We start from the raw sequence: 24,672 nt of genomic DNA, 5'->3' as shown, positions 1-24,672 counted from the left end.
GAGAAAAGTAATTAATCCCGATCTCTCCCAACGATTTGCCCCAAAACTACGTGAGGTACTTTATTGGCCACGGTAGCTTATTGCCAATCTCTATCTAATATAGACTTTAATAGTTTGAAGACTTCCTATGGAGTAAAAGCCTTCTTTAATGTCCTGGCTAAACAAGGGGGGAACTAGCGAGCAGCGTTCTATTATGCTTATTTGTCAAATGGTTACCGGTTGCAGTAAATCAATTTATACACCTAACCTTCTCCATTGAAAAAACTTCTACTACTTCCGATTTTCGCATCCCTGTTATCCTCCTGGTTATATACAGAGGGATTCGATCTGGATTTGCATCACCTGTTCGGCCGTTGTTCGGGAAGCAATGCTTATTGCTCCGCTTGCAGCAACTGCTCCTCTTGCAAGAACTGCTCTGTGTATGGAGGTAGTTGCGCGGTTTGCTACACTCCAAAAGTATCAAGACCGAAACGCGTAGCTGCACCTCGTTCGACTGGCAGTCCGGTACGTTCTTCGTATAACCGATCGCGTAACTATAATCGGGTTTTGCAGTCGCCCCCTGTTTCAACTGTTCCGGATAATCAGACCATCGGCATTCCAAAGCAGCGCCCGGAGCAATCACAAACACTGAATCGAGAAGCAGGAAGTAAAACTGCCGTAAAAAGCATTGCTGAACCCCAAGATGTTTTTTTGGCACCTCAACCCCGATCAAATGGATCCTTTACAATACCAATTCCCGATGACGCCGAGATAATTATGGTTATAACACCTAAGGCCAACCTGAGGCAATCGGCCACGACTAAATCAGAAATCGTTGAAGAAGTATTATATGGTACGCTGCTAATGAAGTTGGGAGAAACCGGCGACTGGATAAAAGTTCAAACGATTGATTCCGGCTCCGTTGGCTTTGTCTTTTCGGAATTCGTTCAGTAGTCCGCAGCTTAAATAATGCATTTAATCAGGCAGAATAATATGATTTCGAAATTACTGTTTTGGATCTCGGTCTCGCTCCGCTTCATAAGTACGCTTTTCAAATCGGACAAAAAACTCAGACTTCATCGGACGCGGTCTAAGGATGGCGCTATGGTTTGTGAATGGACCAACGCACTTTGGATCGTTCTGCCGTCCGGTCTTCGAACGCTCGACAGAACGATCATCCTCCAAAGACAGGCCCTCTATCTGGAAGCGCAAACAGTACTTGTTAAAGGCTTTTATGAAAATCAATCTTATTCCCTGACGGCTTTGCTGATTCATGATTCGATTTTGGTGCAGCCGTTTCACTGCTCATCCAAAATACCTGAGATTTCACTCATGGCAGAACGCAAAGCAATTCGCATTCAACCCATTAAAGTTGCCATTGAAATCAATCATGTCAGATTCAAATCAGTTGAAATAAACCATAACACCTTCTCTAAAATCGAATTGCTATGATCCGCGACTATTACGAACTACCAAAAGCTGGATGGTTGATGCGCTTTTTCTGGCGGTGTGCCGGAGCCGATAAATATCTGCTTGATCGGGCCACTTACACGGACCAGGTTAAGTATATGTGCCTGGGAGGCATCGTCATGGCAACCGGTGTCCTAGCCGGAATTGCCGGTGGCTACGCTTTCTACACCATATTCGCCCCCAAAAGCGCGGATGTTCTGAACAAAACCAAAACCCTCGTGGAAAACTCCGAATATGTGGGTACGGACACAACGACCGTCATTGTCGCTGCCCTATTCGGTGCACTTTGGGGACTTATGATATTCAACATCGACCGTTTTATCGTTACCAGCACAGGAAAAGGAGACGGCACTGAAGAGATCACTTGGGCCGAATTCAAGGGCGCTCTACCGAGGATTATCATGGGGATGATCATCGCGATTACCATTTCCAAACCTGTTGAAATCAGGATGTTCAAGACGGAGATTGATTTGGCGATTAAAAAGGAGCAGGATAAAGAGAAAGAAAAAGGAATTGACCAGGCAAAAACAAACTATGCGAAAAAACGGGAAGAAATCAATAAACAGATGCTTGTGACAAGGCGAAAAATTGATCAATTGGATAGCTTGATTAACTATCTCACGATTGAAATAAAGAAAGAAGTAAGAGGCGAAGAATCGAGTGTTCCAGGAGAAGGAGACCGCGCCAAGGCAATTCAAAGACAAAAGACCGAGGTTCAACAAGAACGAGAACGACTTATCAGAAGCTCCGAGTATGCTAGTGCAATTGCAGAAGAAAATCGTCTCAGAGCAGAGTTCAATAAAGATATTTCCAGTGCCGAACAAAAAGCTGCAACTCTTGACGGTCTTCTGATCCGCATTCAAAAAGCACATGAAATCGCAGGATTGACCATCACCATCTTTATCACGTTGCTTTTTATGGCAATTGAGCTGACTCCTATCTTTTTTAAATTGATGCTTACCAAAACGCCCTATGATTATTTGTCCGAAAATCGGGATGAATTGATCAAGGCTGAGCATGGAATTGAAACGAGATATGATTTTTACAAAGACAAATCAGGCCAGGAGCGTCATTTGACGATCAATCACCAGGCTGAAAAAGTTCTGTTTGAAAAATCTAAAATCATCGAAGTACAACGAGAACTTTCAGGTTACGCCATTGAAAAATACAGGGATCAGGAAAAAGAGAAAATAGATAAAAACCCAGCCGATTATGTTCAGACTGCCTGATCGACTTCGTTTATGGGCGCAAAAGGCAATGCAACACCTTTGGGCGTTGTCCGGCGAGGATAAATACATTATCAGAGAATCACCAGAAAGTGTTCAGAATCGCTTTACCCGGATCAGCCTGATCGTAGTGGTTATCGGGCTCGTGTGCTTTACGGGCAGCTTTGCTTTTTTTGAGTATGCATTTGATCTGCCTGCATTATTTGAATTTCTCCTTGCATTGTTTGTGGCCGTGGTCATCGGGAATCTCTACGTATTACTGCTTTACACGATTACCCCGTTGATTTTTGAAAACAGAAAATCCCAACCTTCCCACCAACAAAAGTATACGCTGTTTGGCGCTTTTACCATCAGGATTTTTTTTATTGTTCTGATTGCAACCAGCATTGCCCAGCCCATCGGTGTCCTGGCGCTATCTAAATACACTGACAAGCCAATTGAGGAATACAAAAGAAAATACTTCCTTGAAGCATTGGATGGTTCCGTGAGCGCTATTACCGCCAGTGAGGCCAGTCATGCCGAGCTGACAAGGCAGATGGAAGCCGAACGGCGTATTGTCTCATCCTTGCTCGATTCGAGTCATTTCTTTGTACAGCGGGTCAGGATACTGGCCGGCTCAAATGCGTGGTATTGGCTGATTGTACTTTCGGTATGGGCGCTGTTTTTCTATCCGGTTTACGAGAAATACGATATTCGAAATCATAAGCGGTTTTATGTCCAGAAGAAGGAGCTTGAAAATCAGTTGGTCACGGAGGCCTACGATGCTTTCAAGGCGCATTACGAGCGCATTATGAATGAACGCATCGCAGGCTACAATTCGACCCTGAAGCATGCACTTGTACCTGTCATTCAATCCATTGAGGACTCCCATAGCCGTACCGCTGCCGATATGTATCACGACCTGCTCACAGCCACCCAAGAAACACTGTTTGAAAAATTCGAATACTGGCTTGACCCACCCTTCAGGACTGTCAGGAAAAGAGATGAGAGACTGGTTCAGTCGGAAAAAGTGCTTTTAGATTCGCTGTATCCTTCAATTTCCGAGCCAAAGAAAAGCCAATAATGAGAAATCAGCATCTGTATAGTCCGAAACAAGCGCAACTGGCCGAAGCTACGCCGGTAAACGCCCCTGCTGTGTTGACAATAGATGCTGAGGAAGTTATCCGTAGCGAAGAAGAAGTTTATACCGACAGTCGTGGAAAGCGGATGAGGAGAGTAAGGGTCACCCGAAATATGATCAGGCGAACATTTTTAAAGGGTAAACTCAGAGGAAAATATTGGGGCTATCCTGTTCCAAATGGTTCACGGCCGGAAGACGCCGGTGACTTTTATGACATTCAGATTTATGAATCTGAAATTGTCATTGGGCAACATGACATCGTGACCGACAAGCGAACAAATTACCAGGACCTTATCACCGAATTTTCCCGGAAGTATTGTTGTGAAGGTCAGCAAATTGGCTTCAACCAGTTCTCCGAGAACATCCTCATCTTAGACGACGGCAATAGCGCACTACGCTATAAAATAGACTTGTACGAGCCGACGCTTTTTAATCCGAAACTGATTCATGCTTTGCATCAATCGAATGGAGCAGAAGTTTTTGGAACCGTGGAAAGTCCCATTTGCGGCTATCTTGTGGATTACGTAGAAGAAGTCGAAGAGACGGTAGAGGAGTTTCAGGAGTGGATTCAACAGAAGCCGCCGCTATCGCCGCCATTACCCCCGCAACCGCCAGAACCGACGGGGGTAATGAAAAAAGAAACTGATCAGCAACCAGTTACGGATTACCCCGTGTCATGGTCACTTGAAAAAACTGCTTCCCTTCTAGCGCTTTTACTACTTCTTGGGCTTGCAGGTTTGCTATTATTGAGATTTCAGCTACCCGGGATTCTTGTGCTTGCAGTTGCGGCACTGGCGCTCTTTGCCATACGTCCAGCATTAAAAAACAAGACGCCGTGGTGGCTACCGACGATTATTGTTTTGCTGCTTATCCTTCTGATTTGGAATATACTTTGGCACACGCCCCCTAGATTGGATAGTATTACGGAGACATTTTCCGGGACTACACCGCCAAATGTTGGTGACGAACCTAAAAACACCGAAAATCAGGGCTCAAATCAATCAAAAATCAATAAGAACAAGCCAGGCAGTGATAACATTCAGGCGGATAAACCGGATAATATCAATACACCCAAACCTACCCAAACCGATCCTGTCAAGCCGATTCCGAATACGGCCGAAGAGTCCGATATCAAACCCGTTCCAACACCCTTACCCCCGCCCAGGCCGGCACCTTCGCAGCAATCGGCGGCTTCCTTCGAGATGTTCCTAAACCGTGGATTGAAAGCAGTACAAGACGAAGAATATGCGTTAGCCAACGAAAATTTCAGGCAGGCCGCCAGGCTAGCTCCTGGAAATCGCAGACTTATGGATCTTGCCGCCTCCTATAAGGCGCTCGCAGACCAGAAATGTCGAGAGTTCAAACAGGCCGATGCCAGGAACCTCACTTATATACCCAATAATTACTACCAGTACGCAGCATCCCTCACTCAAACGGTACCGTTGAAATGCGATTGACCATTACTTTCCTTGCTTTTCTGACGTTTGCAACTTTCACGCCAGCCTTGTCGCAGGAAAAATTTGCAAAGAAAGAACTATATGCCGTCTGGATGGCAGCAGAAGAAAAACTCGACCAGGGGCAATTCAACGAGGCATTGACCTTGTACAAGGCCTATCCAAAGGATTCCAGTTTCATGCTTCGCTCCCGGCAGGCTCGGTTGCTTACCGAGGTAGCTGCGGAGGGCGAGCGCCTGTTCAAGCGGAACCAGTTTGCCGAAGCGCTGGACAAATTCAAAGAATATAGAAAATTCAAAGACATCGGTACGCTTCTCTTTTTTGAGGAAAAAATCGAAACGTGTCTTCAACAAATCAATAAGGAAAAATTAACCGAACTTACTTCACAGCAAAGAATTATCACGGGCTTCGAGTTTGCACATCGTGGCCGCCAAAAATTGAGCAGACTCGACACGGCCGGTGCAAAGCAAGATTTTAACAACGCGAAGGCTTTGGGTGGCAATCGGAATAACATTTTGAAAGAACAATATGTCGACGGGCTTAAAGCTACCGAAGATGTTACCAATTGGGGAAAGAAAAATCTTGGCACAGCCACCTATTCCCGTTCTAATGAGGAAAAAATCAAAGGATTAGAGAGCTATCGGGAAATTCAAAACGTCGACCTCCCCGGTATCGAAGATGAAATTAAGCTCCTTAAAGCAAACCTTCGTGGTGATGCATCGCTTTCGGGCATCGCAGAAATATGCGATATCGATCTGCTAATTAAACAGGTGGAGGCAAATAGATCCACAATAAATGGCTCTGACTTTTTTATCAGCAGATTGAGGGAGTTTCAAAGCATAAGGCAAAAAATAGCAGTCCTTAAACAGAGCTCCGCTCATGTCGAGACTGTTCGCAGCGCATATACAACCCTGTTTTCCTGGGCCGACGATCTTCCGGCCGAGGTCCGTCAGGGCGTTAAAACCTGTATCGAGAAAGAATATGCGGAGTACTCGGTCAAATACCCGGTTACATCGCCTCCGCGCTCTCAGAAGTGTGAAGGCGAAGATAGCTTCAGGCAAACAATAGTTCTGATAAGGAAAGAGCTGTCAAACTGCAATCTGAACAGATCAAAAGCACTTTGGGCGCAAGCAGTGTCTTACATTCAGTACTGCGAAAGTTCTGCGTCTTTGCTGAAATCCAATGCCGGTTTAAAAGATTCGATCTCCCGCTTCATGAAAAATGACAGTTTACTCGCCCGATACCGCCTGAGTATGCAAGAATTTGCGGATGCGAACGATTGTCAGAGGCTTCGCGAAGTTTATGTGAAAATGCAATCCCTCAAAACCTGTGATGCACCGGCACTCGAGGCAGAAGTAAGAGACGGACTTTCGATGATAAATAGCTGCAAGTCGAATAGCTGGTTGAAGGCACAGTTTATCGGCGGTTTTTACGGTGTCAAACCACACTACAAAATTGGCGACGCAGAAAAAGACATGTCCACAGGCTGGATGGCTACGGCTGGAATTGAACTGGCTTACATCGATCACAAAAACATCGCAGAATTCGTGGCGGGCATTCAGTATTTCAGGACAAATTATTATTCAAACGGTGCCTTTGGTTCAACAGATGAGAACTTCACTATCCAGGGACTTAATGGATCGCTGGGAATCAAGCTCCACCTGCCCGACACACAACCAGCCCATATCAGGCCATATCTCAAATTTGGTCCCGAAATCCATGTTCCGTTGCGTTACGAGTATCAGAATTATACAAACGGAGTGGATTTTGACGGTGTCGACCAACTTCAGAAAACTGCCTTGTCAATTTATGGCGGCCTCGGCATAGAAATTCAAAGAGAACGGTTCGGAGCGTTTGTTGAAATCCTGGCCGCACCTGGTCTTGGAAATATCTATAACAGCGATGTGTCGCATTTGTCCGCATCGAAGGAGAAGATCGAAGCGTCCCTGACAAGATTTGGCATTAAACTGGGGTTCCAGTTTTGGTGAGGCTGGCTATTAATTCCTCAAAAGTTGATTGTTTTTTTCGGGTTAAGCACCCCAAAGGCAATTTTCGAGAAAAACCTGTTCACCAGGTAACTATTGTGCTACTCTGATGACAACTTTGCCTTTGGCCCGTCCGCTTTCCACGTAAGCTAGCGCATCGTTGGCCTGATCGAATGGGAATATCTTATCCATTACCGGACGGATGCCCCCCGCATTGATCAGTTCGGTGATCTTGCCAAGCTGGTTTCCTTCGGCTCTCATGAAAAGGAAAGAATAGTCTACCCCAAGCCGCCGGGCCTTTCTTTTGGTTGCGAAGCTTAGAAAGAACATGACCACTTTCAGCACCACATTCAATCCGAGTTCCCGGGCGAAAGCGGGGTCAGGCGGGCCGGAGATGGAGATAAGTTTTCCACCTGGCTTTAATATACGAAGCGACTTTTCGAGGGTCGTTGAATCCTGGCTGTTCAAAACCACATCGTAATCTTTAAGTACCGCTTCAAAATCCTCTTTTCTGTAATCGATCACCACGTCGGCACCCAGACTCTTAACCAGTGCTGTATTGGCCGCGCTGGTAGTAGTTGCGACCGTAGCACCCAGATGCTTGGCCAGTTGTATGGCGAATGTCCCTACCCCGCCGGAACCCGCCTGGATAAACACTTTCTGCCCTCTTTGTAGATTTGCTTTTTCGACCAGCGCCTGCCAGACAGTAAGGCCCACCAGCGGAATGGATGCGGCCTCTTCCATAGAAAGCGAAGCGGGCTTGAAGGCCAGGTCCGATTCATGTATAGTTATCAGCTCGGCAAACGTACCGATCCTGAAATCAGCCGGCCTTGCATATACCTGATCACCTGCCTTGAACTTCCTTACCCGAGACCCGACTTCAACTACCTCCCCGGCCACGTCATGCCCCATGATGAGGGGAAATTTGTAAGGTAGCATCGCTTTAAATTCCCCGCTCTTGATTTTAGAGTCCAACAGATTGACACCGGCCGCATGTACCTGCACCAGCACATCGTTCTCTCCCACAACCGGGTCCGGAACATTTGCCTTACGCATGCCGTTTTCCGGCTTATAACGATCAATGACGAATGCTTTCATATTGTTTTTAATGTTTGAATATTATGACTTAAAAATAAACCTTTTGGTATATTTTAATGCAAAAAAAATTAAATCTTATAACTTTCCAGTTCAGATTTCAGGCTTTTGATCAGCCCGTTCATCGGCTTGGCGGTATTCATAGCCCGGCACATCACCAGCCCTCCCTCAATAGCGGCGGTCGCCTTGAATGCGTAGACAACCGGATCCAGCTTTGTTGAAAACTCGCCTTCCTGAATGCCTTGTTTTAATATCGCCGTAAACGTATCCTGCCCCCGGCGGATCACCGCGCCAATCTTTTCTTTGATCCCTGGGAAATTGTCATCCACTTCCACGGCAGTATTGAAAATAGGGCATCCGCCGTCGATATGAGTATTAAAAGGGTCTTTATAGAAGTCAAGGAATGCGAATACTTTCGCTGTGGCTGTCTTAGCCGCACCGACGGCAAACATCATTTTTTGAACGACAGTATCCAGCATATACTCAACGACCTGCACGGACAAATCATCCTTATTTTCAAAATGCCCGTAAAGGCAACCCTTGGTCAACTTCGTAGCAGCAAGTACGTCGTCGATACTAACTCCTGAAATCCCTTTCTGGTTATACAGCGGCGCCGCTGTTTCCAGGATAAAACGCTTAGTTCTTTCTGCCTTCGTGATCATACCTTACAAATCGTTCAGCAAAAATATACTAAAAAGTTTATTTTATGATTTTTCCCTTAAACTTTTTTTAAGCGCTGGATTGATGGAGGCCCTGCCGTGACATTCTGCGGTTTTGGCAGGTTTTATATCAATGCTATGTTGCCGGAGTTTCCCGAAAGTTTTCAATCGCCCAATTACACATTTCCTGAATCACCGGCACAAATGTGCGGCCTTTCTCAGTAAGCTCGTACTCTACTCTTTGAGGCAAAATATCATATACTTTTCGTAAAATAAGCCCATCTGCTTCCAGCTCTTTTAACTGAGTGGTTAAGACCTTCTTACTTAAACCCTCCACAAGATGAGACATTTCACCAAAGCGGTTTACCTCATGTACGATCAAATTGAAAATGATTGGCTTCCACTTACCGCCAATAACCTGATTGGTTATGCGTACTGGACAGCCCCCCACTTTGCCTACCATACTCACGAAAGAATCAAATGCGGAAGACTGTTTTCGTTTCTGCAGTCCTTTCAAATATGCTATTCTGTCCATTTTCTGTGTTGGTAATGTTTTCATCGGTGTTATGTAAAAATAACACCGGCGCCGCCATCAATGCTTAAAGTCTCTCCATTTATATAATTGTTTCCCATCAGAAACGCCACTGCATCGCCAACATCATCATTCGATCCCATTGTTCCCGTCAATGTTTTACTGGTGAGGGGCTGTTTCTGATCAATATAGGTTGGCCTGATCGCGTTCACCCGAATAGGCGCAATCGAAACTGCAAGCGCACGTGCCATTGCCTCCGTTGCCGCAAATGCCATGCTGACCAGCGGGTAGTCCGGAGTAGAACGGACCGCATAGCCTCCGGACATAAGCGTGATCGATCCGCCGGCACTGATATATCGGACCACACACTGTAAGAATTTAAAGGTGCACCAAACCTTTCCATAAAAGTAAGAAGCTTCTATCCTCGGATGGGGCGCATCAAAACCAGCCTCGCCACCGGGGGATGCTGAAATGAACACGTGGTCAAATTCACCAATAGATTCCAATAGCGCTTCATGCGAGTCCACCTCGGTAATGTCCCCCTGGACGGTTCGGACATTTCCAACCAACTCATCGCGTGCCGTTTCCAGGGCGGTCTTTTCTCGTCCTACCAAAATCACCTGAGCTCCCTGCGCTAACACCGCGCGTGCGGCGCCTAACCCCATGCCATGACTACCACCTATCAAAAGAATTTTTTTGTTTTCCAGCCTCATAAGAATCTCATTAATCTAAGTTTGACGTGCATAATATTTGCTAATGGTAATCACTATCAACCGGCCGAAGATATCAGAACCGAAACTGATGATCAAGTAGTTACCCAAAGGTTACCATTTTGAAGGGATTTTGCCTGCGTTAGCACATCGTCGGAATGCTGGTTACGTTTAGGTGACTACCTGACAATCACTTTGACCCGGTCTATGCTGCAGCCTGCTGATTAAATGATTGGCAAACGTTATTCATCAAACCAAGGATCGTATTTGACAATGAGGGGATTGAAATAAATGCTGTAACCGGATTTTGGATACAAACCTCCCGGATAGGGTTAATCCTGCCGTGACGGACCTTCCTAGATTTGCATTGATTGAAACAAACAAATACCAAAAGTATGAAACTCGTAAAATTAGGAAGCCAGGGTCTCGTGGTGCCATCGATCGGACTGGGCTGTATGGGAATGACGGGCATGGCCCATATGGACATTTATGGAAAGGCAGATGAAGCCGAAGCAATTGCCACCATACACCGCTCGCTTGAACTCGGTGGAAATTTTCTCGACACAGCCGACCTTTACGGGCCGCTGATCAACGAACAGCTTATAGCCAAAGCGACGAAAGGACGCCGGGCCGAATACCTGATTGCCACCAAGTTTGGGTGGGAGATCGACGACAATGCACAGATTACCTGGAAGTTCCGGGCCGACAAGGCTTATGTTAAAAAAGCCGCGGAGCGCTCGCTGAAAAATCTTGGTACAGATTATATCGACCTGTACTATCTGCACCGGCTGGATGCCAATACGCCCATCGAAGAAACGGTCGAGGCCATGTCGGACCTTGTAAAGGAAGGTAAAGTGCGTTATATCGGGTTGTCTGAAGTTTCGGCTGAAACCGTCCGGCGGGCCCATATGGTCCACCCGATTACAGCCGTACAAACCGAATATTCTCTGTTTGAACGAAATCCCGAGGAGGCGGGCATCATGCGGGCATTGCAAGAGCTGGGCGTTGGTTTTGTAGCGTATTCACCGCTGGGCCGCGGGTTTATTTCCGGTGAGCTGAAAAGCCCGGACGACCTGGCGGAGGATGATTTCAGACGGGGTATCCCGCGTTTTCAGGGTGATCAGTTTTACAAAAACCTGGACTTGCTTGAAGAAATTCAGCAAATGGCCATGGAAAAGCAGGTAACGTCTTCGCAGTTGGCACTGGCGTGGGTGATGGCCAAGGGCGCAGTACCTATTCCGGGGACGAAACGTCGGAAATACTTGGAGGAGAACATCGCTGCCACCGAAATCGTGCTCAGCGAGGCTGATCTAGGGCGCCTGGAAGCTATTATTCCGTTGGGAACCGAAACGGGCGACCGTTACGACAGATTCGGTATGGACGCGATCGACCGGTAGCCATTGTACGGGCAGGCAAAGTTCCTGCCCGTATGCTTATCTTTAACCAATGAAAAAACAGGCGCCCTATATTGTCCATTCGATTTCGGAGCAGCACCGCATACTCGGCTTGCCCAGGCCCGTGCACCCCTTGGTGAGCGTGTTCGACTTCGAGGAAATGGATCACGTCCACGCCGATACCACCAAGGAAATGCTGATCATAGATATGTATTGCATTTCCCTGAAAAGAAATGTAAACGGCAAAGTGCGCTATGGGCAGGGTTTCTGCGATTTTGATGAGGGCATCATGTTTTGTACCGCACCCGGCCAGGTGACCAGCAATATCTCAGAGGACCATAGACCCAGCGGCTGCTGCGTCGTTTTCCATCCCGATTTCATCAGGCGTCACCCGCTTGGCCAGCGCATGAAAGAATACGGTTTTTTCGACTATGCAGTCAACGAAGCCCTTCACCTGTCGGAACAGGAGGAAAACCAGGTACTTTCGGTCATGAAAATGCTGCGGGACGAAATCAGCGGGAGGATCGACACCTATTCCGAAAAGGTTATTATCGCACACCTGGAACTGCTTTTGAGCTATGGGCAGCGGTTTTACGGCCGCCAATTTCTCACCCGCAAACCCGTTACCAGCGATGTGCTCATACGTCTGGAAAAGCTCCTGTCCGACTACTTCGCCAGCGGCCGACCTGTTTCCGAAGGCTTGCCGACGGTCTCCTACCTGGCCGGCGAGCTCAATTTTTCCGACAACTACCTGAGTGATCTGCTCAAAAACCTGACTGGGCAAAACACCCAGCAACACATTCAACGGTTTGCGATCGACAGGGCCAAGGAGTTGCTCTCGCAAACGCGGCTCACCGTGAGCGAAATCGGTTTCGAACTGGGTTTTGAATTTCCGCAATCATTTAGCAGATTTTTCAAAAACAAAACGAATGTTACGCCACTCGGCTACCGCCGGTCACTGAGCTAGTGATTCTTCTGCCCCCTATCTTCTGATCAGTTCAACCCTCCGGTTCTGGGCTCTGCCTTCCTCGGATGAATTATCGGCGATCGGGTTATCCTGGCCGAAACCGTCCACCGTAAGTCGGCCTGTGTCAATGCCCGCCTGGCCAATGCGATTTTTGACAGCCGTAGCACGCTGCCTGGAAAGATCCAGATTATGCTCGCGACTGCCCGAGTTGTCTGTATACCCATTAACCGCTATTTTCAGGTCTTTATTTTGTTGCAAAACTTTGACAATTTCTCCAACCGCCTCGATACCTTCTTTTGTCAAGGTAGCTTTGTCGGTATCGAAATTGATGTGCAGCACAGCCTTCCCTTTCTGTTCCAGGTCTTTTTGGATTTGCGTGGAACTGATGATTGATATCGTTTGCTTAAAGGGTTCCTTTTGAAGGATGTTTAACTTTCCGCCAGTGTCGTTTCCCGTCAACTGAATATATACATCATCTCCGGCCGACCTGCGAATCAGGTATACAGTTATCCGCTCCTCGGGGTACCCCATTGCGCCCTCATCGCCCAGATATGTCGCCATTTTATTATACCTGTCGAATTCCTGTTGCGAAATTTGGCCTTCAAACACCTTTACCCCACCTGCTGCGAGAATCGCTTCATGATAACTTTTCTCGAAATAGGCCAGCGACCAGTCCTCGGTGCCCTTTTCGGCCGCAATGAAGCTCCGCCACACCTTCCCTTCAACTGGGGTCATTACACCGCCCAGTGGAAAGAACAATTTGTCATACTTTTTCTCCACCGGCTTATTGAGCGGTTTAAGCCCTTTTGGCAAGGTAAAAAATGGGAACTGCCCTAAATCTTTTTCCGAAACCGGGACTGATTCCGGATCGAACGATGCAGCATCTTTTTGCATTTGCTCAGCGGTCACCTGCGTGGTGTCTTCACGCACTGTTTGAGATGTTTTGTTACCTTCCTTGGCCTCTTTTTGGCACGACAGGGTTGTCAATGCCGCTATTGCCACCATGGGCAAAAACTGCGTTACTATCTTCATTTTTCTTTATTAGTGGATATGTGTTGATTTGGTTTCCGCCGGGCATCAGACCGCCAGCGCCGCATCCGGGCTGCCAAGTTAACCTTCCGGAAGACTTTGGTTAACGCAAAAGCTCGGCGATTTGCGTTAACCAAAGCCGGACCACTTAATGCGGTCCGGGCTTTTTCAATGGGCACCTGGCTTCACAAGGCCTAATTGGCGATGCTCTATTGAGTGATAAATGCCAATATATCTTTGTTGATTGTTTCAGCTTCTGTGGTAGGCATTCCGTGAGGGAAGCCGGGATAGGTAATCAAGGTTCCGTTTTTTAGAAGTGAAGCAGCTTTCACCGCAGTAATCTGATATGGAACGATCTGATCGTCCTCTCCATGCAGAACCAGCACAGGTACATCGACGCTTTTCAGGTCCTCGGTGAAATCAGTGGCAGAGAAGGCTTTCACACATTCGTAGTGTGCCAACACGCTGCCCATCATTCCCTGTCTCCACCAATTATCCCGTATACCCGGTTTCTCGACAGCCCCTTCGCGATTATAGCCGTAAAAAGCATTAGAAAAGTCCTTGAAATATTGCGGCCGGTTAGTAGCGGTCATCAGCCGAATTTCGTCAAAGATACCGGCCGGAACCCCGTCCGGGTTACTTTCGGATTGAATCATCACCGGGGTCACCGCGCTCACCAGCACTGCTTTTGCTACCCTACCCTTCCCGTGCTTGTTAACGTAATGAATTACTTCACCGCCTCCGGTAGAGTGACCAACATGAATCGCATCTCTAAGATCAAGATGCGAGGCCAGTTCCGCCACATCCGCTGCGTAAGTGTCCATCTCATGCCCCTCAAAGGTCTGTGATGAGCGGCCGTGTCCGCGACGGTCGTGCGCGATAACGCGAAAGCCTTTCTGCAAAAAGAACATCATCTGGTTGTCCCAATCATCGCTCGAAAGCGGCCAGCCATGATGAAAAACGATCGGCTGCCCGGTACCCCAATCTTTGTAAAACATTTCGGCTCCATCCCGTAATGTAAGCGTGCTCATGCTATTTTAATTTAGAAGTGAAAAAAACTTTCCACAATATCGGCATATTCATTAAATATCAATGAAGCAATCAGCGTTCGTTCGACACATGTTCCCGCCGATGATATTTACGCAGCAATTTGAATCCGGGTTTGGCTTGGGCTGCCAAAGTTTTTCTGTTCAGGTAAATCGGTGATGTACAGCGACAATAATAAACGAATAATTGTCCACTTGATACGTGTCAAATTTTTTGCGGTATTCTATATGGGGGCCTTAAAAAACATGCGCAATTTGGAGCAGGATGAGCAGCATTATGCTACGGTAACACAGGCGCAGTTAAATAATATTCATCAATCTGGTTCCAGGAATAGCTGTAAGTGATCCCGTCCACTATCTGGACAAAATCGCCGGTTTCTCCGTCGGTAAAGCCAACGCGCCAGTTGGTCGTATTTTTAATCCTGAATTTCAATACCGAGCTTGGCGGTGGGAGATCTTTTTTTACTAATATTTTGATTTTCATATGCTAAGGTACGCTTATTTAACATAACCATTGATATTCCGGGAAGCTTACATATATCAGCTATTCAATCCTCAATGGATTTTTCCTGATAAAGAAAAGCTTGCAGGCGCGACCGTGGGCCGACACCGACATCCCTTTTGGAAAATGCGGCACTCGGCGAGTGGAAAATAAGGTTATTTGCTTAACAACTTTTCTGCACTTAGCACATCAAAATAAAAAACCTGAACATAAAAAGACGGGTATAACAGGATAAAATAAATGCAATACTTTTCGACAATTTGATAAAAAGTATCACCAAATTCACACATAGTTTCCTGTAACATTTTTCCTTATGAACGAGCATCATCATATTGTATCGATTGGTGCCTCGGCGGGCGGGATCGAGGAAATTACCTCATTTTTTGATCAAAAGCCACTGGATGGCATATCCTACGTGGTGATTCAGCATTTGTCACCCGATTTTCGCACCAGGATGGCGGAGCTACTGGCCAGGCACATGCATCTGGTCATCCGGGAGGCAGAAAATGGGATGCTGGTCGAAACAGATCATGTTTACATCATCCCTAATGATAAATATATGACCATTCTGAAGGGGCGGCTGTATATTACAGGAAAAGGAGCCGGACATCATCCACATCTGACCATCAACAAGTTTTTCAATTCCCTTGCCGCCGATCAGGGTGAAAAAGCGATCGGCATCATTCTTTCCGGCATGGGCAAGGACGGCGCCCAGGGAATTTTATCCATCAGAAATGCCGGAGGATTCACCATTGCCCGTAATCCCGAAACGACCGAATTTGGGAGTATGCCGGCCAATGCCATTGCAACAGGCGCGATCAACTTCGTTACCGAGCCCGATCTGATGCCCGCACTCATCCAGGATTACGTATTGCAAAACCGGAAGGTATTGAGCGACCAAAATGACAAAGTAAGTATGCAGATCATTCTTGACCTGATACGCGACAACACCGCATTTGACTTTTCAGGCTACAAACCGGCCACACTTACCCGCAGGACCCGGAAAAGGGCTGTCAATCAGAACTTTTCGTCACTTGCCGACTATCTCTCTTTTTTGAAAGGCACGCCCGAAGAAATAAGCGCATTGGCCAAAGAATTTCTGATCAGCGTGACTGCCTTTTTCAGGGATGAGGAAGCCTTCGCCTTTCTGGGGACCAGCATCATTCCGGCAATGCTCGAGAAAATCGGTGCGGGTGAAGAATTGAAAATATGGGTACCGGGCTGCGCCACCGGGGAGGAAGCCTATTCGATCGCTATGCTGGTCTGGGAGCAGGTTGCAGGTAATCCCAAAAATATAACCGTAAAGATATTCGCCACCGATATCGACAATATAGCATTAAAGCATGCCGGAAAAGGGCTGTATAGTTCAGAGGCAATAAGAGAAATCCCACGCGAGCGGCTTGAGAAGTTTTTTACCAGGCAAGGCGCCGATTATAAAATCCGGCCCGAGTTGCGAAAAATGGTGATTTTCGCGCAACACGACTTGGTCAAAAATCCTCCTTACTGCAACATCGATTTAATCAGCTGCAGGAACCTGCTCATTTACATGTCGCCTACCTTGCAAAAAAAAGTATTCGCCATGCTGCTTTTTGGATTAAAAGTGGATGGACACATTATGCTGGGATCAAGCGAAAACCCATTACCCATTGTTAAAAACCTGCACCTGGTCAACAAAAAATGGAAAATATATAAAAAGCTGGCAGCCAGCCGGATAGTGAATTTTGATACATTTTCGTTGCCCGAGTTCGGCGATCCGAAAAGATCTGACTCTAAAAAAACCTGGGAAAGGCCAAAAATAGCCAACGGGTCGCTGGCGGAGGCCATCAATTTGGCGTTGGCCAATGAGTCGGGCCGCCTGATTGTCTGTATTGACTCTGACAATCAAGTAATCAAATCTTATGGCGACACGTCGGCGTTTCTGTTCCAGAAGAATTTCAATTCCAACCTCGCGGATCTACTTCCCAAACCGCTCTTGTCGGCCTTCAATACCTTAAAAGCCGACGCGCGTCTGAGCAATGGCAGGGAGGCGGTCAGAGGCGTCCCTATTCAACTCGACGACCTGACTACCACTGTCGATCTCTCTCTCGCCCCCATGCCTTTATTGAAAGATGAACAGGAATTCTTCCTCGTCATTTTCAGCAAAGCGCCCGGCGACAATGAGGGTAAAAAACAGGACCGACTGTTTGATGAAAGGCTATACCATGACCAGTATACGGTCAATATAGAAAGCGAGCTCAGCCAGGTTAAAGCCACCCTTTCCGCTACTTATGAACAACTGGACGCGTCTCTGGAAAATTTACAATCCTTTAATGAAGAGCTGCTTTCGGCCAACGAAGAAATGCAAAGCACCAACGAAGAGATGCAATCGGTGAACGAGGAGCTTGATACGATCAACAAAGAACTTGTCGAGGTCAACGATGATCTGAACAACTATTTCAGAAGCAATATCAACGGCCAGCTTTTCATTAACAACGAGCTGCAACTGATGAAATTTTCCGCCGGCGTGCCGGATTACCTTAATCTTGCGGAAACCGACATCGGCAGGCCGATCACGCATATTGCCAATATCGTGCGGTTAGAAACGATCATCCACGACTGCAGGCAGGTGGTGGATTTAGGGGGTGTCGTGTCCAGGGAAATCCATATGCAAGACGGCAAATGGTGCCAGGTAGTGACAATGCCCTATCTCAGGCAGATTGATATGGCCAGAAAAGGAGCGATCGTAACTTTCAACGACATTTCCGGGTTGAAAGAAATCGCTATCGAGCTTGATATCAAAAACATAAAACTGAACGAGATTAACAAAGAACTCGACAATTTCGTCCACCTCGCTTCCCATGATCTGATGACACCGCTTACCCAGATAGAAGGGAGTATCGCCGTTATGAATGAAATTGGCGTGGCCGATATCCAGCTTAAAGAGTTTTTAGGCATTATCAATACTTCGGTCAAGAGGTTCCGCACGCTCGTGCAGGATATAGGCACCATCGCTAAGGTCGAAGCTGATCTTAGATCAATGGAACCGATTGATCTTGAAGAAGTTGTTCAGAGTGTGTTATGGAGCCTTGAAAACAAGATCAGGCAGACGGGCGCTGAGATAACCGTCAATCTCGAAGTAAAGTCCATGCATTTTTCAAAGAAAAACCTAAGGAGCATTCTGTTTAATCTGGTGTCCAACAGCATTAAATACAATGAAAGCGGACTTCCGGTCATCAAAATAAGCACGAAAAAAGCAGATCGGCATATCATTCTTTCCGTGCAGGACAACGGTGTCGGCATCCCGGAACAGGAACTTGACCAGATCTTCAACCTTTACGGCAGATTAAGGCATGATATCGAGGGAGACGGAATCGGCCTGTATCTCACCAAACGGATCATCGATGCATCGGGCGGAAATTTGGTCGTGGAAAGCACACCCGGCCAGGGAAGCAATTTCAGCGTGCATTTCGATGCCGGGAAATTGTAGTGGTCCTGCCGAATATTCCAATTTCTTCCTTTTGTGCGACAAGCGTTTTGAGTATTTCGTCATGGCACCTACACTCCACCTGCGGAGCCTATGTAACTCCCATTTTACTTCATTTTCATGTCCTTATGCTCGTTTTTTATCATTAGGCAATGCATGGCGCAAGCCCCATACTGTTTGTAATTTTCGTGGACCAAAAGCAGTGTTTTTCCACTTTTATCTTTGACTTCACAAATCCCATTCATGGGTATGGTTACGGTTAAACTATCACTGGCACCGCTTTGGACATGATAAAGATAGGTACCGTTTTTTGACGCCTTGCCCAGTTTTTTACCTGTTACGGCGTCAACGGCACTCCCCTGATCATCGATATGTGCGATTTTGGCTCCGGTAGCATCTTTGATGATTCCGTCACTGGTGACCCAGCCAATATGTTTTCCTTTCGCATCGATCACTTTCCCGTTTGCATCAATAGATGGAAGGGGTTGTTTGTAGTTTTGCGCGTAGGTTCCCGATGAAATTAGTATCATCAGAAACATGATTGCAATCATTGTTAGATTCTTCGTTTTCATTGATTTGTTGTTTTCTTGATGATCAAAGATAATTTGCCTGCCAGGTTGATTTTCTGATTTGGGTCATTGCCAAAGATGACCCTGGTCACGACTCAATAGTAAAAGGCCTATTTTACTTTCAACAATTTCGCATTGATGGCTACTACAATGGTGGACGCGCTCATTAATACCGCACCCATGGCCGGGCTGAGCATAAATGCCGGGTACAGGACGCCTGCTGCCAACGGAATTGCTATCACATTATAACCGACTGCCCAGGCAAGGTTTTGCACCATTTTCCGGTAAGTAGCCCTTCCAAAAGTGATCATTTGTACCACATCCATCGGATCGCTGTTAACAAGGATAATGTCAGCGGTCTCCGCCGCGACGTCTGTACCGGAACCAATGGCGATTCCCACATCAGCTTGCGCCAATGCGGGCGCATCATTGACACCGTCCCCGGTCATGGCCACAATCTCTCCCTTATCCTGAAATTCCCTTACCTTATCCTGCTTCTGATGTGGCAGCACATTCGCCAGATAGCCATCCATCCCGAGCTTTTCGCTTACAGCTTCGGCAATTTTTTCGTTGTCGCCAGTCAAAAGAAAGGTTTTAATATTCATCTTTTTCAACGCCGAAATGGCCTCAAACGCACTCTCTCTGATAGAATCGGCGAAGGTGATGATGCCCGCCAGGTTGCCGTCAATCAGGATAAAATTGACGGTGTCCGTAGCCTGGTTTACCTGATCGGGGATCTGCGGGATTGGTTTCTTTTCGTGGCTGAAATAATTGGGTCCAGCCGCAACCACTTTTTTCCCGTTTACGACTCCTGTCACGCCGATACCAGGCAGGTAATTGAAGTCAGCAGATTTCCACAGCTCTAATCCGCTCTCTTTTAATTTCCTGAGTACCCCGTGCGCGATATGGTGCTCGGAGTTTTGCTGAACCGCGGCCGCGTATTGCAGGATCTGATCGGCCGAAAACTGTTGGTCCTGAATAATGATCTGCTGGATTTCGTGAGCGCCTTTGGTAAGGGTACCCGTTTTATCGAAGATAATGGTAGTCAGATTACGTGCATTTTCAAAAGCGGTACGGTTGCGGATCAACAGGCCGTGTGTCGCCGAAAGGGTGGTCGAAATCGCAATCACGAGCGGAATTGCTACGCCCAAAGCATGGGGGCAGGAAGTTACCATCACCGTTACCATTCTTTCCAACGCAAATGCCAGGCTTTGCCCGCCGGAAAGCCAGACGATAAAAGTGGCCAGCCCGACAGTAATGGAAACCAGTGTAAGCCATTTAGCCACTTTATCGGCCAGATTCTGGGTATTGGATTTAGCGCTCTGGGCGGTTTTGACCATACTGATCACCTTTTGCAAATAAGTATCATCCCCGGCACCTGTCACGTGGACTTTCAGGACCCCATCGCCGTTGATCGCCCCTCCAATAACCTTGTCGTCTTTCTTTTTCTGCACAGGCACGCTTTCGCCTGTCAGCATGCTTTCATTCACGTACGAGCTACCTTCGAGGATCGTTCCATCGGCAGGTATCTTTTCGCCCGGCTTAACAAGCAATATGTCGCCGGAGCGAAGCTCCTTTAAGGCAATATCGGTTACCTGGTTGTCCCTTTCCACATGAACCACTGACGGAAGCAGTTCCACCAGCGATTCCAATGCGCGTGATGCGGCCATCTGGGATTTCATTTCCAGCCAATGTCCCAGCAACATAATATCGATCAGGGTGGCAAGCTCCCAGAAGAAATCCATGCCTTCCAGTCCGAATACCACCGCTACGCTGTACACATATGCAGTCGTAATTGCCACCGCTACCAGGGTCATCATCCCAAGGTTTTTGTCTTTCACTTCGCCGGCCAGACCTGCCAGAAAAGGCCAGCCACCATAAATGTAAATGGCACTGCTAAGGATCAGCAGCGCATATTTGTCACCGGCAAATGCGAAGTCAAATCCCGCCATCTGCTGGATCATATGTGAGAGCAATAGTACCGGAACCGTAAGCGCTGCACATATCCAGAAGCGTTTGAGGAAATCTTCTGTGTGGTGCCCCGCATGTTTGTCATGGCCGGAATGCCCATCCGTTTGCATGGCGGCATCATGATGGCCTTCCATGGAAACGTCTTTTTTCATGTGGTGATGTCCGTGGTGATTTTCCATTTTGTTTGGTTTATTTTAACCGGCAACCCTTTAATGATCAGTAATTCAAAGTCACTCCCACCCCAAATCCCATATCGCTGTCATAATGCGCGGTCACACCTGCGTACCGGGTAAAGATGTATTTGAGCGCCGCCATGTATTCTTTATCCGTGTTGATCATCAGGTTCATCCGCAGACGTTTGGAAACGGGGATGTCCATCCGCTCCAGTTGAAACCTGACGATCCCATCCATAAAAATTTCTGCCTGCGCCGAAACTAGCATGGGTAACGTATAATTAACACCTGCACTCAGGATGGAGCGCCGGTCCTTAGTATTTCGCTGGCCAAACAGATTGGTTTCGATTTCGTCCATCGCCATTTTCCGATACCGCCAGTCAAATCCGATGAAGGGCATCAGCCACTGCATTTTCCCGATATACCGCCCTACATGTGTTTCTACCTCGTATCCATGGTGATCGTTATATCCCAGCCGCCATTCGGAGCCCACGCTCCAGCGGGTGTTTTGCAGCATTGCTTCCCCGTCGTTCCCGTTGGTAGCGATATCATTTTCGGCCATAAAATGGAATTCCCGGTCATCGGCAAAGAGCTTTCGCTGTGCAAGCTTCGGATTGGGAATTTCGGGGTTTGCAGGTGAGTTCTCGTAGGAGAAAACGGCGCCCATCCCGCTCATCATGTGGTAGAGAATATGGCAATGGAAAAACCAGTCCCCACTTTCGGTTGCGGCAAACTCTAAGGTATCGGTTTCCATGGGCATGATGTCTACGATATTTTTCAACGGGGCGTTTTCACCCTGCCCGTTCAGCACCCGGAAATCATGACCGTGAAGGTGCATGGGATGGCGCATCATGGAATTGTTGTAAATCACCAAACGCACATTTTCGCCCTTTTTGATCAGGATCTTATCCCTTTCAGACACTACTTTATTATCCATGCTCCATACGTACCGGTTCATGTTGCCGCTCAGGACGAATCGCAGCTCTTTCACCGGCGCGCCTTTGGGAAGAGATGTATTGACCGGCGATTTGAGCATGGCATAGTTCAGCGTTGTGATGGAAGACAGTGCATTGCTGTTGTACATGTTGTGACCTGCATGCGCACCTTCCGCCGCTTTGTTTTTGCCGTCCATTTTCATGCCCTTTGTCTTCTGCTGTATACCTGTAATTTCGGGGTACATGACCACATTCATATCCATTTGGTTCAGGCTCATATTCATGCCCATATCGTCCAGATCTCCGTTCATTTTCATCATCCCGTTCATCATTTTCATTCCCTCGAAATATTTGAGCCTGGGCAGTGGCGAGGCAAGTTGTTTGATGCCTTCACCCAAATAGAGCGAAGCAGATTTGGTACGGTCTTCCGAGGTTGCCAGCAACTCGTAGGCGACCGGTCTGCCACCCGGGCCGGCCGGGGGAATGGTAACAATCACATCGTAGGTTTCCGATACGGCTATTATGAGCCTGTCTACTTCCACAGGTTCCACCTCATTGCCATCACTGGCCACCACCGTCATTTTTCCGCCCGCATAGGTGAGCCAGAAATAAGTGGATGCGCCCCCATTGGAAATCCTCAGGCGCACTTTATCGCCGGGCTTAAACTGAGAAAGCTGGCTTTCGTTTTTCCCGTTAATTAAAAACCGGTCATAATACACATCGCTGACATCCATGGCCGTCATCCGTTTGAATTCATTGGCTACTTTGGTTTTAAAATAGCCCTGTTTGATCGCCTCCGAATAACTTTGGGTTGCCCCCTTTTTAATGGCAAACCAATCACTGGCATTGTGCAGCATACGATGCACGTTATTCGGGTTCATGTCCGTCCATTCGCTCAATATGATGGGGACTGTGGGAATGGCCGGCTCCTTTTTCTTATTCAGGATCATCGAGCCATACATCCCGATCTGCTCCTGCAACTGGGTATGGCTGTGGTACCAATGTGTTCCGCTTTGGATAATCGCAAACCTGTACAAATGCGTCGTATGCGGCTTGATCGGCATTTGGGTCAGGTTAGGCACCCCGTCATATTTATTGGGCAAAAACAGCCCATGCCAATGCAGGGACGTTTCTTCGTCCAGCTCATTGTGGACATAAATTTCGGCCGTATCGCCTTCTGTAAACATAAGTGTGGGCATGGGTATCTGCCCGTTTACGGCGATTGCCCTTTTTGGTTTACCCGTGAAATTCACGGTCGTGTCCTTCACATACAGATCGTACCGAACGATTTTCTGAGCACCTGCCAGGGCAGAAAACAGAAGACAGATCATAAAAGGGAAAATAACCTTGATGCCAGGAATTTTTCCAGAATCCATAAGGGGTTTGCGTTAAATGGAGAAGAAGCTTCTGCCCCGGCAGTTTGCAGCGGAGGCAGAAGGAAGAAATGGATACAGAACGCGGCTTTGCTTACCGGATGGTTTCGGTGGTTTTGCCACAATTCAGCATCTGTTTGCCGTAATATGGATTTTTGATTTCCGGTATCTGACTAAGCCAGTTAGCGCCTTTGCCGTCCTTTGCCATCGGGCAATGCTGGTAATAAACCGCCTCGGATGGCTTTGCAGATTTTATGAGCTTATACATATTATCCGAAAGCGAAGTAAAATGGTCACGCTGGTGGCTTACGTCTTTGGTTTCCGCGATATGTTCCGCATCAAAGTCCAGGTCTTTCATCACTTTCATCCAAACCATGTGTTGCTCAGACGCAAGCTGATCCATTTTTACCGCTTTGATGGCGTTGACAAGACGGTTTGCATTCTTCGAAGCGGCATCACCGTCGGAGCCCACCAAGGCATCTTTGACCGCATAATAAGCATCCAAAACCGGTTTTAGCGGATCGGCATCGACAGCCGCTGTTTTTCCGGCAGTCGCCATAGTACTATGCTCGTGCTCCGGCATTTTTTCCCCGGCGACCGCCTCTTTCTTAACTGCACGCTCGTATCGGCAGCAATCCGCAAGTTTTGCATACGCATCATCCGGTGCGAGGTACCGATCATTGTCATAGCCCGCCAATGCGACTCTTTTAAGGATCGCATCCACAGAGGTTTTCTTGTGGTCGTAGGTTACCGTAGCTAATTTCGTATCCTTGTCCCAGCTGGCTTTTGAAACATTTTTCTCGAAAACAACGGCTTCAATGCCTTGCTTGCACAGGTCGCACGATCCAGGAATTTTTACCTTTTCGGTAGACGCATTTTTTATTTCTGCCTGCGACAGTTGGGAGCACAGCAATAACACGATTGCCATCCAAATTTTCATTGATTTCATTTTTGAAAAGACTTAAACTGTTGACATAAATTGATCATTCGAAAGCGGTTGTGCTTTCGAAAAGACGCACC

20 protein-coding genes are annotated in these 24,672 nt (G+C 47.3%); 9 read left to right on the top strand and 11 right to left on the bottom strand.

Annotated features, from left to right (window positions below; all coding sequences use genetic code 11):
- Positions 1 to 546: 546 nt before the first annotated feature.
- Genes AAHB90_RS10345 through AAHB90_RS10320 form a run of 6 tightly spaced genes read left to right on the top strand, consistent with a single transcriptional unit; the run spans position 547 to position 7,237 of the window.
- Positions 547 to 933, top strand: a complete 387-nt coding sequence (locus tag AAHB90_RS10345) for an SH3 domain-containing protein (RefSeq protein WP_342084904.1) — start codon at positions 547 to 549, stop codon at positions 931 to 933.
- A 39-nt stretch (positions 934 to 972) separates the two neighbouring features.
- Positions 973 to 1,431, top strand: coding sequence for a hypothetical protein (locus tag AAHB90_RS10340; RefSeq protein ID WP_342084902.1), 459 nt, complete (start codon positions 973 to 975; stop codon positions 1,429 to 1,431).
- The gene (locus AAHB90_RS10335; protein WP_342084901.1) at positions 1,428 to 2,678 is read left to right on the top strand and encodes a DUF4407 domain-containing protein; all 1,251 of its coding nucleotides are present in this window, start codon (positions 1,428 to 1,430) and stop codon (positions 2,676 to 2,678) included. The genes AAHB90_RS10340 and AAHB90_RS10335 overlap by 4 nt, the downstream gene beginning before the upstream one ends.
- Positions 2,662 to 3,738, top strand: coding sequence for a DUF4407 domain-containing protein (locus tag AAHB90_RS10330; protein WP_342084900.1), 1,077 nt, complete (start codon positions 2,662 to 2,664; stop codon positions 3,736 to 3,738). Before AAHB90_RS10335 ends, AAHB90_RS10330 begins: the two co-directional genes overlap by 17 nt.
- A complete protein-coding gene (locus tag AAHB90_RS10325; RefSeq protein WP_342084899.1) occupies positions 3,738 to 5,252 on the top strand; it encodes a hypothetical protein in 1,515 nt (504 codons plus the stop codon). Before AAHB90_RS10330 ends, AAHB90_RS10325 begins: the two co-directional genes overlap by 1 nt.
- Positions 5,243 to 7,237 carry a hypothetical protein gene (locus tag AAHB90_RS10320; RefSeq protein WP_342084898.1) on the top strand — a complete coding sequence of 665 codons (1,995 nt, stop codon included), beginning with the start codon at positions 5,243 to 5,245 and terminating at the stop codon, positions 7,235 to 7,237. Before AAHB90_RS10325 ends, AAHB90_RS10320 begins: the two co-directional genes overlap by 10 nt.
- A 90-nt stretch (positions 7,238 to 7,327) precedes the next feature.
- Here the strand turns inward: AAHB90_RS10320 and AAHB90_RS10315 are convergent, their stop codons facing one another.
- From AAHB90_RS10315 to AAHB90_RS10300, 4 genes are all read right to left on the bottom strand, one after another.
- Entirely contained in the window at positions 7,328 to 8,332 is a 1,005-nt protein-coding gene (locus AAHB90_RS10315; RefSeq protein WP_342084897.1) for an NADP-dependent oxidoreductase, read from the bottom strand.
- 68 nt (positions 8,333 to 8,400) lie between these two features.
- Complete coding sequence (locus tag AAHB90_RS10310; RefSeq protein ID WP_342084896.1) at positions 8,401 to 8,991, bottom strand: TetR/AcrR family transcriptional regulator; 591 nt, start codon at positions 8,989 to 8,991, stop codon at positions 8,401 to 8,403.
- Between the two features lie 133 nt (positions 8,992 to 9,124).
- The gene (locus tag AAHB90_RS10305; protein ID WP_342084895.1) at positions 9,125 to 9,547 is read right to left on the bottom strand and encodes a winged helix-turn-helix transcriptional regulator; all 423 of its coding nucleotides are present in this window, start codon (positions 9,545 to 9,547) and stop codon (positions 9,125 to 9,127) included.
- A gap of 5 nt (positions 9,548 to 9,552) precedes the next feature.
- Complete coding sequence (locus AAHB90_RS10300) at positions 9,553 to 10,233, bottom strand: SDR family oxidoreductase (protein WP_342084894.1); 681 nt, start codon at positions 10,231 to 10,233, stop codon at positions 9,553 to 9,555.
- A gap of 392 nt (positions 10,234 to 10,625) precedes the next feature.
- Between AAHB90_RS10300 and AAHB90_RS10295 the strand changes: the two genes are divergently transcribed.
- Both AAHB90_RS10295 and AAHB90_RS10290 read left to right on the top strand, forming a co-directional pair.
- A complete protein-coding gene (locus AAHB90_RS10295) occupies positions 10,626 to 11,627 on the top strand; it encodes an aldo/keto reductase (RefSeq protein WP_342084892.1) in 1,002 nt (333 codons plus the stop codon).
- 49 nt (positions 11,628 to 11,676) lie between these two features.
- Positions 11,677 to 12,591: a helix-turn-helix domain-containing protein gene (locus AAHB90_RS10290; protein WP_342084891.1), complete on the top strand. Its 915-nt coding sequence runs from the start codon at positions 11,677 to 11,679 to the stop codon at positions 12,589 to 12,591.
- A gap of 15 nt (positions 12,592 to 12,606) precedes the next feature.
- Here AAHB90_RS10290 and AAHB90_RS10285 read toward each other — a convergent pair whose 3' ends face one another.
- The 3 genes from AAHB90_RS10285 to AAHB90_RS10275 form a co-directional block, all read right to left on the bottom strand.
- Positions 12,607 to 13,623, bottom strand: coding sequence for an OmpA family protein (locus AAHB90_RS10285; protein WP_342084890.1), 1,017 nt, complete (start codon positions 13,621 to 13,623; stop codon positions 12,607 to 12,609).
- A gap of 206 nt (positions 13,624 to 13,829) precedes the next feature.
- Complete coding sequence (locus tag AAHB90_RS10280) at positions 13,830 to 14,651, bottom strand: alpha/beta fold hydrolase (protein WP_342084889.1); 822 nt, start codon at positions 14,649 to 14,651, stop codon at positions 13,830 to 13,832.
- Between the two features lie 295 nt (positions 14,652 to 14,946).
- Positions 14,947 to 15,150, bottom strand: coding sequence for a hypothetical protein (locus AAHB90_RS10275; RefSeq protein WP_342084888.1), 204 nt, complete (start codon positions 15,148 to 15,150; stop codon positions 14,947 to 14,949).
- Between the two features lie 331 nt (positions 15,151 to 15,481).
- Between AAHB90_RS10275 and AAHB90_RS10270 the strand changes: the two genes are divergently transcribed.
- Positions 15,482 to 18,634 (top strand): chemotaxis protein CheB, encoded by a 3,153-nt coding sequence (locus AAHB90_RS10270; RefSeq protein WP_342084887.1) that lies wholly within the window; start codon positions 15,482 to 15,484, stop codon positions 18,632 to 18,634.
- A gap of 104 nt (positions 18,635 to 18,738) precedes the next feature.
- Here AAHB90_RS10270 and AAHB90_RS10265 read toward each other — a convergent pair whose 3' ends face one another.
- From AAHB90_RS10265 to AAHB90_RS10250, 4 genes are all read right to left on the bottom strand, one after another.
- A complete protein-coding gene (locus tag AAHB90_RS10265; RefSeq protein WP_342084886.1) occupies positions 18,739 to 19,203 on the bottom strand; it encodes a hypothetical protein in 465 nt (154 codons plus the stop codon).
- A gap of 107 nt (positions 19,204 to 19,310) precedes the next feature.
- Positions 19,311 to 21,350 (bottom strand): heavy metal translocating P-type ATPase, encoded by a 2,040-nt coding sequence (locus AAHB90_RS10260; RefSeq protein ID WP_342084884.1) that lies wholly within the window; start codon positions 21,348 to 21,350, stop codon positions 19,311 to 19,313.
- Positions 21,351 to 21,387: 37 nt separating this feature from the next.
- On the bottom strand, positions 21,388 to 23,655 hold the full coding sequence (locus AAHB90_RS10255) for a multicopper oxidase domain-containing protein (RefSeq protein ID WP_342084883.1): 2,268 nt from the start codon (positions 23,653 to 23,655) through the stop codon (positions 21,388 to 21,390).
- A 91-nt stretch (positions 23,656 to 23,746) separates the two neighbouring features.
- A complete protein-coding gene (locus AAHB90_RS10250) occupies positions 23,747 to 24,592 on the bottom strand; it encodes a DUF3347 domain-containing protein (protein WP_342084882.1) in 846 nt (281 codons plus the stop codon).
- Positions 24,593 to 24,672 lie beyond the last annotated feature (80 nt).

The organism is Dyadobacter sp. OTU695, from assembly GCF_038440355.1.
In the GTDB taxonomy this organism is placed as follows: domain Bacteria; phylum Bacteroidota; class Bacteroidia; order Cytophagales; family Spirosomataceae; genus Dyadobacter.
The sequence above is the reverse complement of the archived record's forward strand: the minus strand, read 5'-3'. Positions and strand labels throughout refer to the sequence as shown.

Bases quoted from the DNA above. Each gene is read 5' to 3' on its own strand.
- AAHB90_RS10340 (WP_342084902.1), top strand. From the start codon at position 973: ATGATTTCGAAATTACTGTTTTGGATCTCGGTCTCGCTCCGCTTCATA.
- AAHB90_RS10335 (WP_342084901.1), top strand. From the start codon at position 1,428: ATGATCCGCGACTATTACGAACTACCAAAAGCTGGATGGTTGATGCGC.
- AAHB90_RS10330 (WP_342084900.1), top strand. From the start codon at position 2,662: ATGTTCAGACTGCCTGATCGACTTCGTTTATGGGCGCAAAAGGCAATG.
- AAHB90_RS10325 (WP_342084899.1), top strand. From the start codon at position 3,738: ATGAGAAATCAGCATCTGTATAGTCCGAAACAAGCGCAACTGGCCGAA.
- AAHB90_RS10320 (WP_342084898.1), top strand. From the start codon at position 5,243: ATGCGATTGACCATTACTTTCCTTGCTTTTCTGACGTTTGCAACTTTC.
- AAHB90_RS10315 (WP_342084897.1), bottom strand. From the start codon at position 8,332: ATGAAAGCATTCGTCATTGATCGTTATAAGCCGGAAAACGGCATGCGT.
- AAHB90_RS10310 (WP_342084896.1), bottom strand. From the start codon at position 8,991: ATGATCACGAAGGCAGAAAGAACTAAGCGTTTTATCCTGGAAACAGCG.
- AAHB90_RS10305 (WP_342084895.1), bottom strand. From the start codon at position 9,547: ATGAAAACATTACCAACACAGAAAATGGACAGAATAGCATATTTGAAA.
- AAHB90_RS10300 (WP_342084894.1), bottom strand. From the start codon at position 10,233: ATGAGGCTGGAAAACAAAAAAATTCTTTTGATAGGTGGTAGTCATGGC.
- AAHB90_RS10295 (WP_342084892.1), top strand. From the start codon at position 10,626: ATGAAACTCGTAAAATTAGGAAGCCAGGGTCTCGTGGTGCCATCGATC.
- AAHB90_RS10290 (WP_342084891.1), top strand. From the start codon at position 11,677: ATGAAAAAACAGGCGCCCTATATTGTCCATTCGATTTCGGAGCAGCAC.
- AAHB90_RS10285 (WP_342084890.1), bottom strand. From the start codon at position 13,623: ATGAAGATAGTAACGCAGTTTTTGCCCATGGTGGCAATAGCGGCATTG.
- AAHB90_RS10280 (WP_342084889.1), bottom strand. From the start codon at position 14,651: ATGAGCACGCTTACATTACGGGATGGAGCCGAAATGTTTTACAAAGAT.
- AAHB90_RS10275 (WP_342084888.1), bottom strand. From the start codon at position 15,150: ATGAAAATCAAAATATTAGTAAAAAAAGATCTCCCACCGCCAAGCTCG.
- AAHB90_RS10270 (WP_342084887.1), top strand. From the start codon at position 15,482: ATGAACGAGCATCATCATATTGTATCGATTGGTGCCTCGGCGGGCGGG.
- AAHB90_RS10265 (WP_342084886.1), bottom strand. From the start codon at position 19,203: ATGAAAACGAAGAATCTAACAATGATTGCAATCATGTTTCTGATGATA.
- AAHB90_RS10260 (WP_342084884.1), bottom strand. From the start codon at position 21,350: ATGGAAAATCACCACGGACATCACCACATGAAAAAAGACGTTTCCATG.
- AAHB90_RS10255 (WP_342084883.1), bottom strand. From the start codon at position 23,655: ATGGATTCTGGAAAAATTCCTGGCATCAAGGTTATTTTCCCTTTTATG.
- AAHB90_RS10250 (WP_342084882.1), bottom strand. From the start codon at position 24,592: ATGAAAATTTGGATGGCAATCGTGTTATTGCTGTGCTCCCAACTGTCG.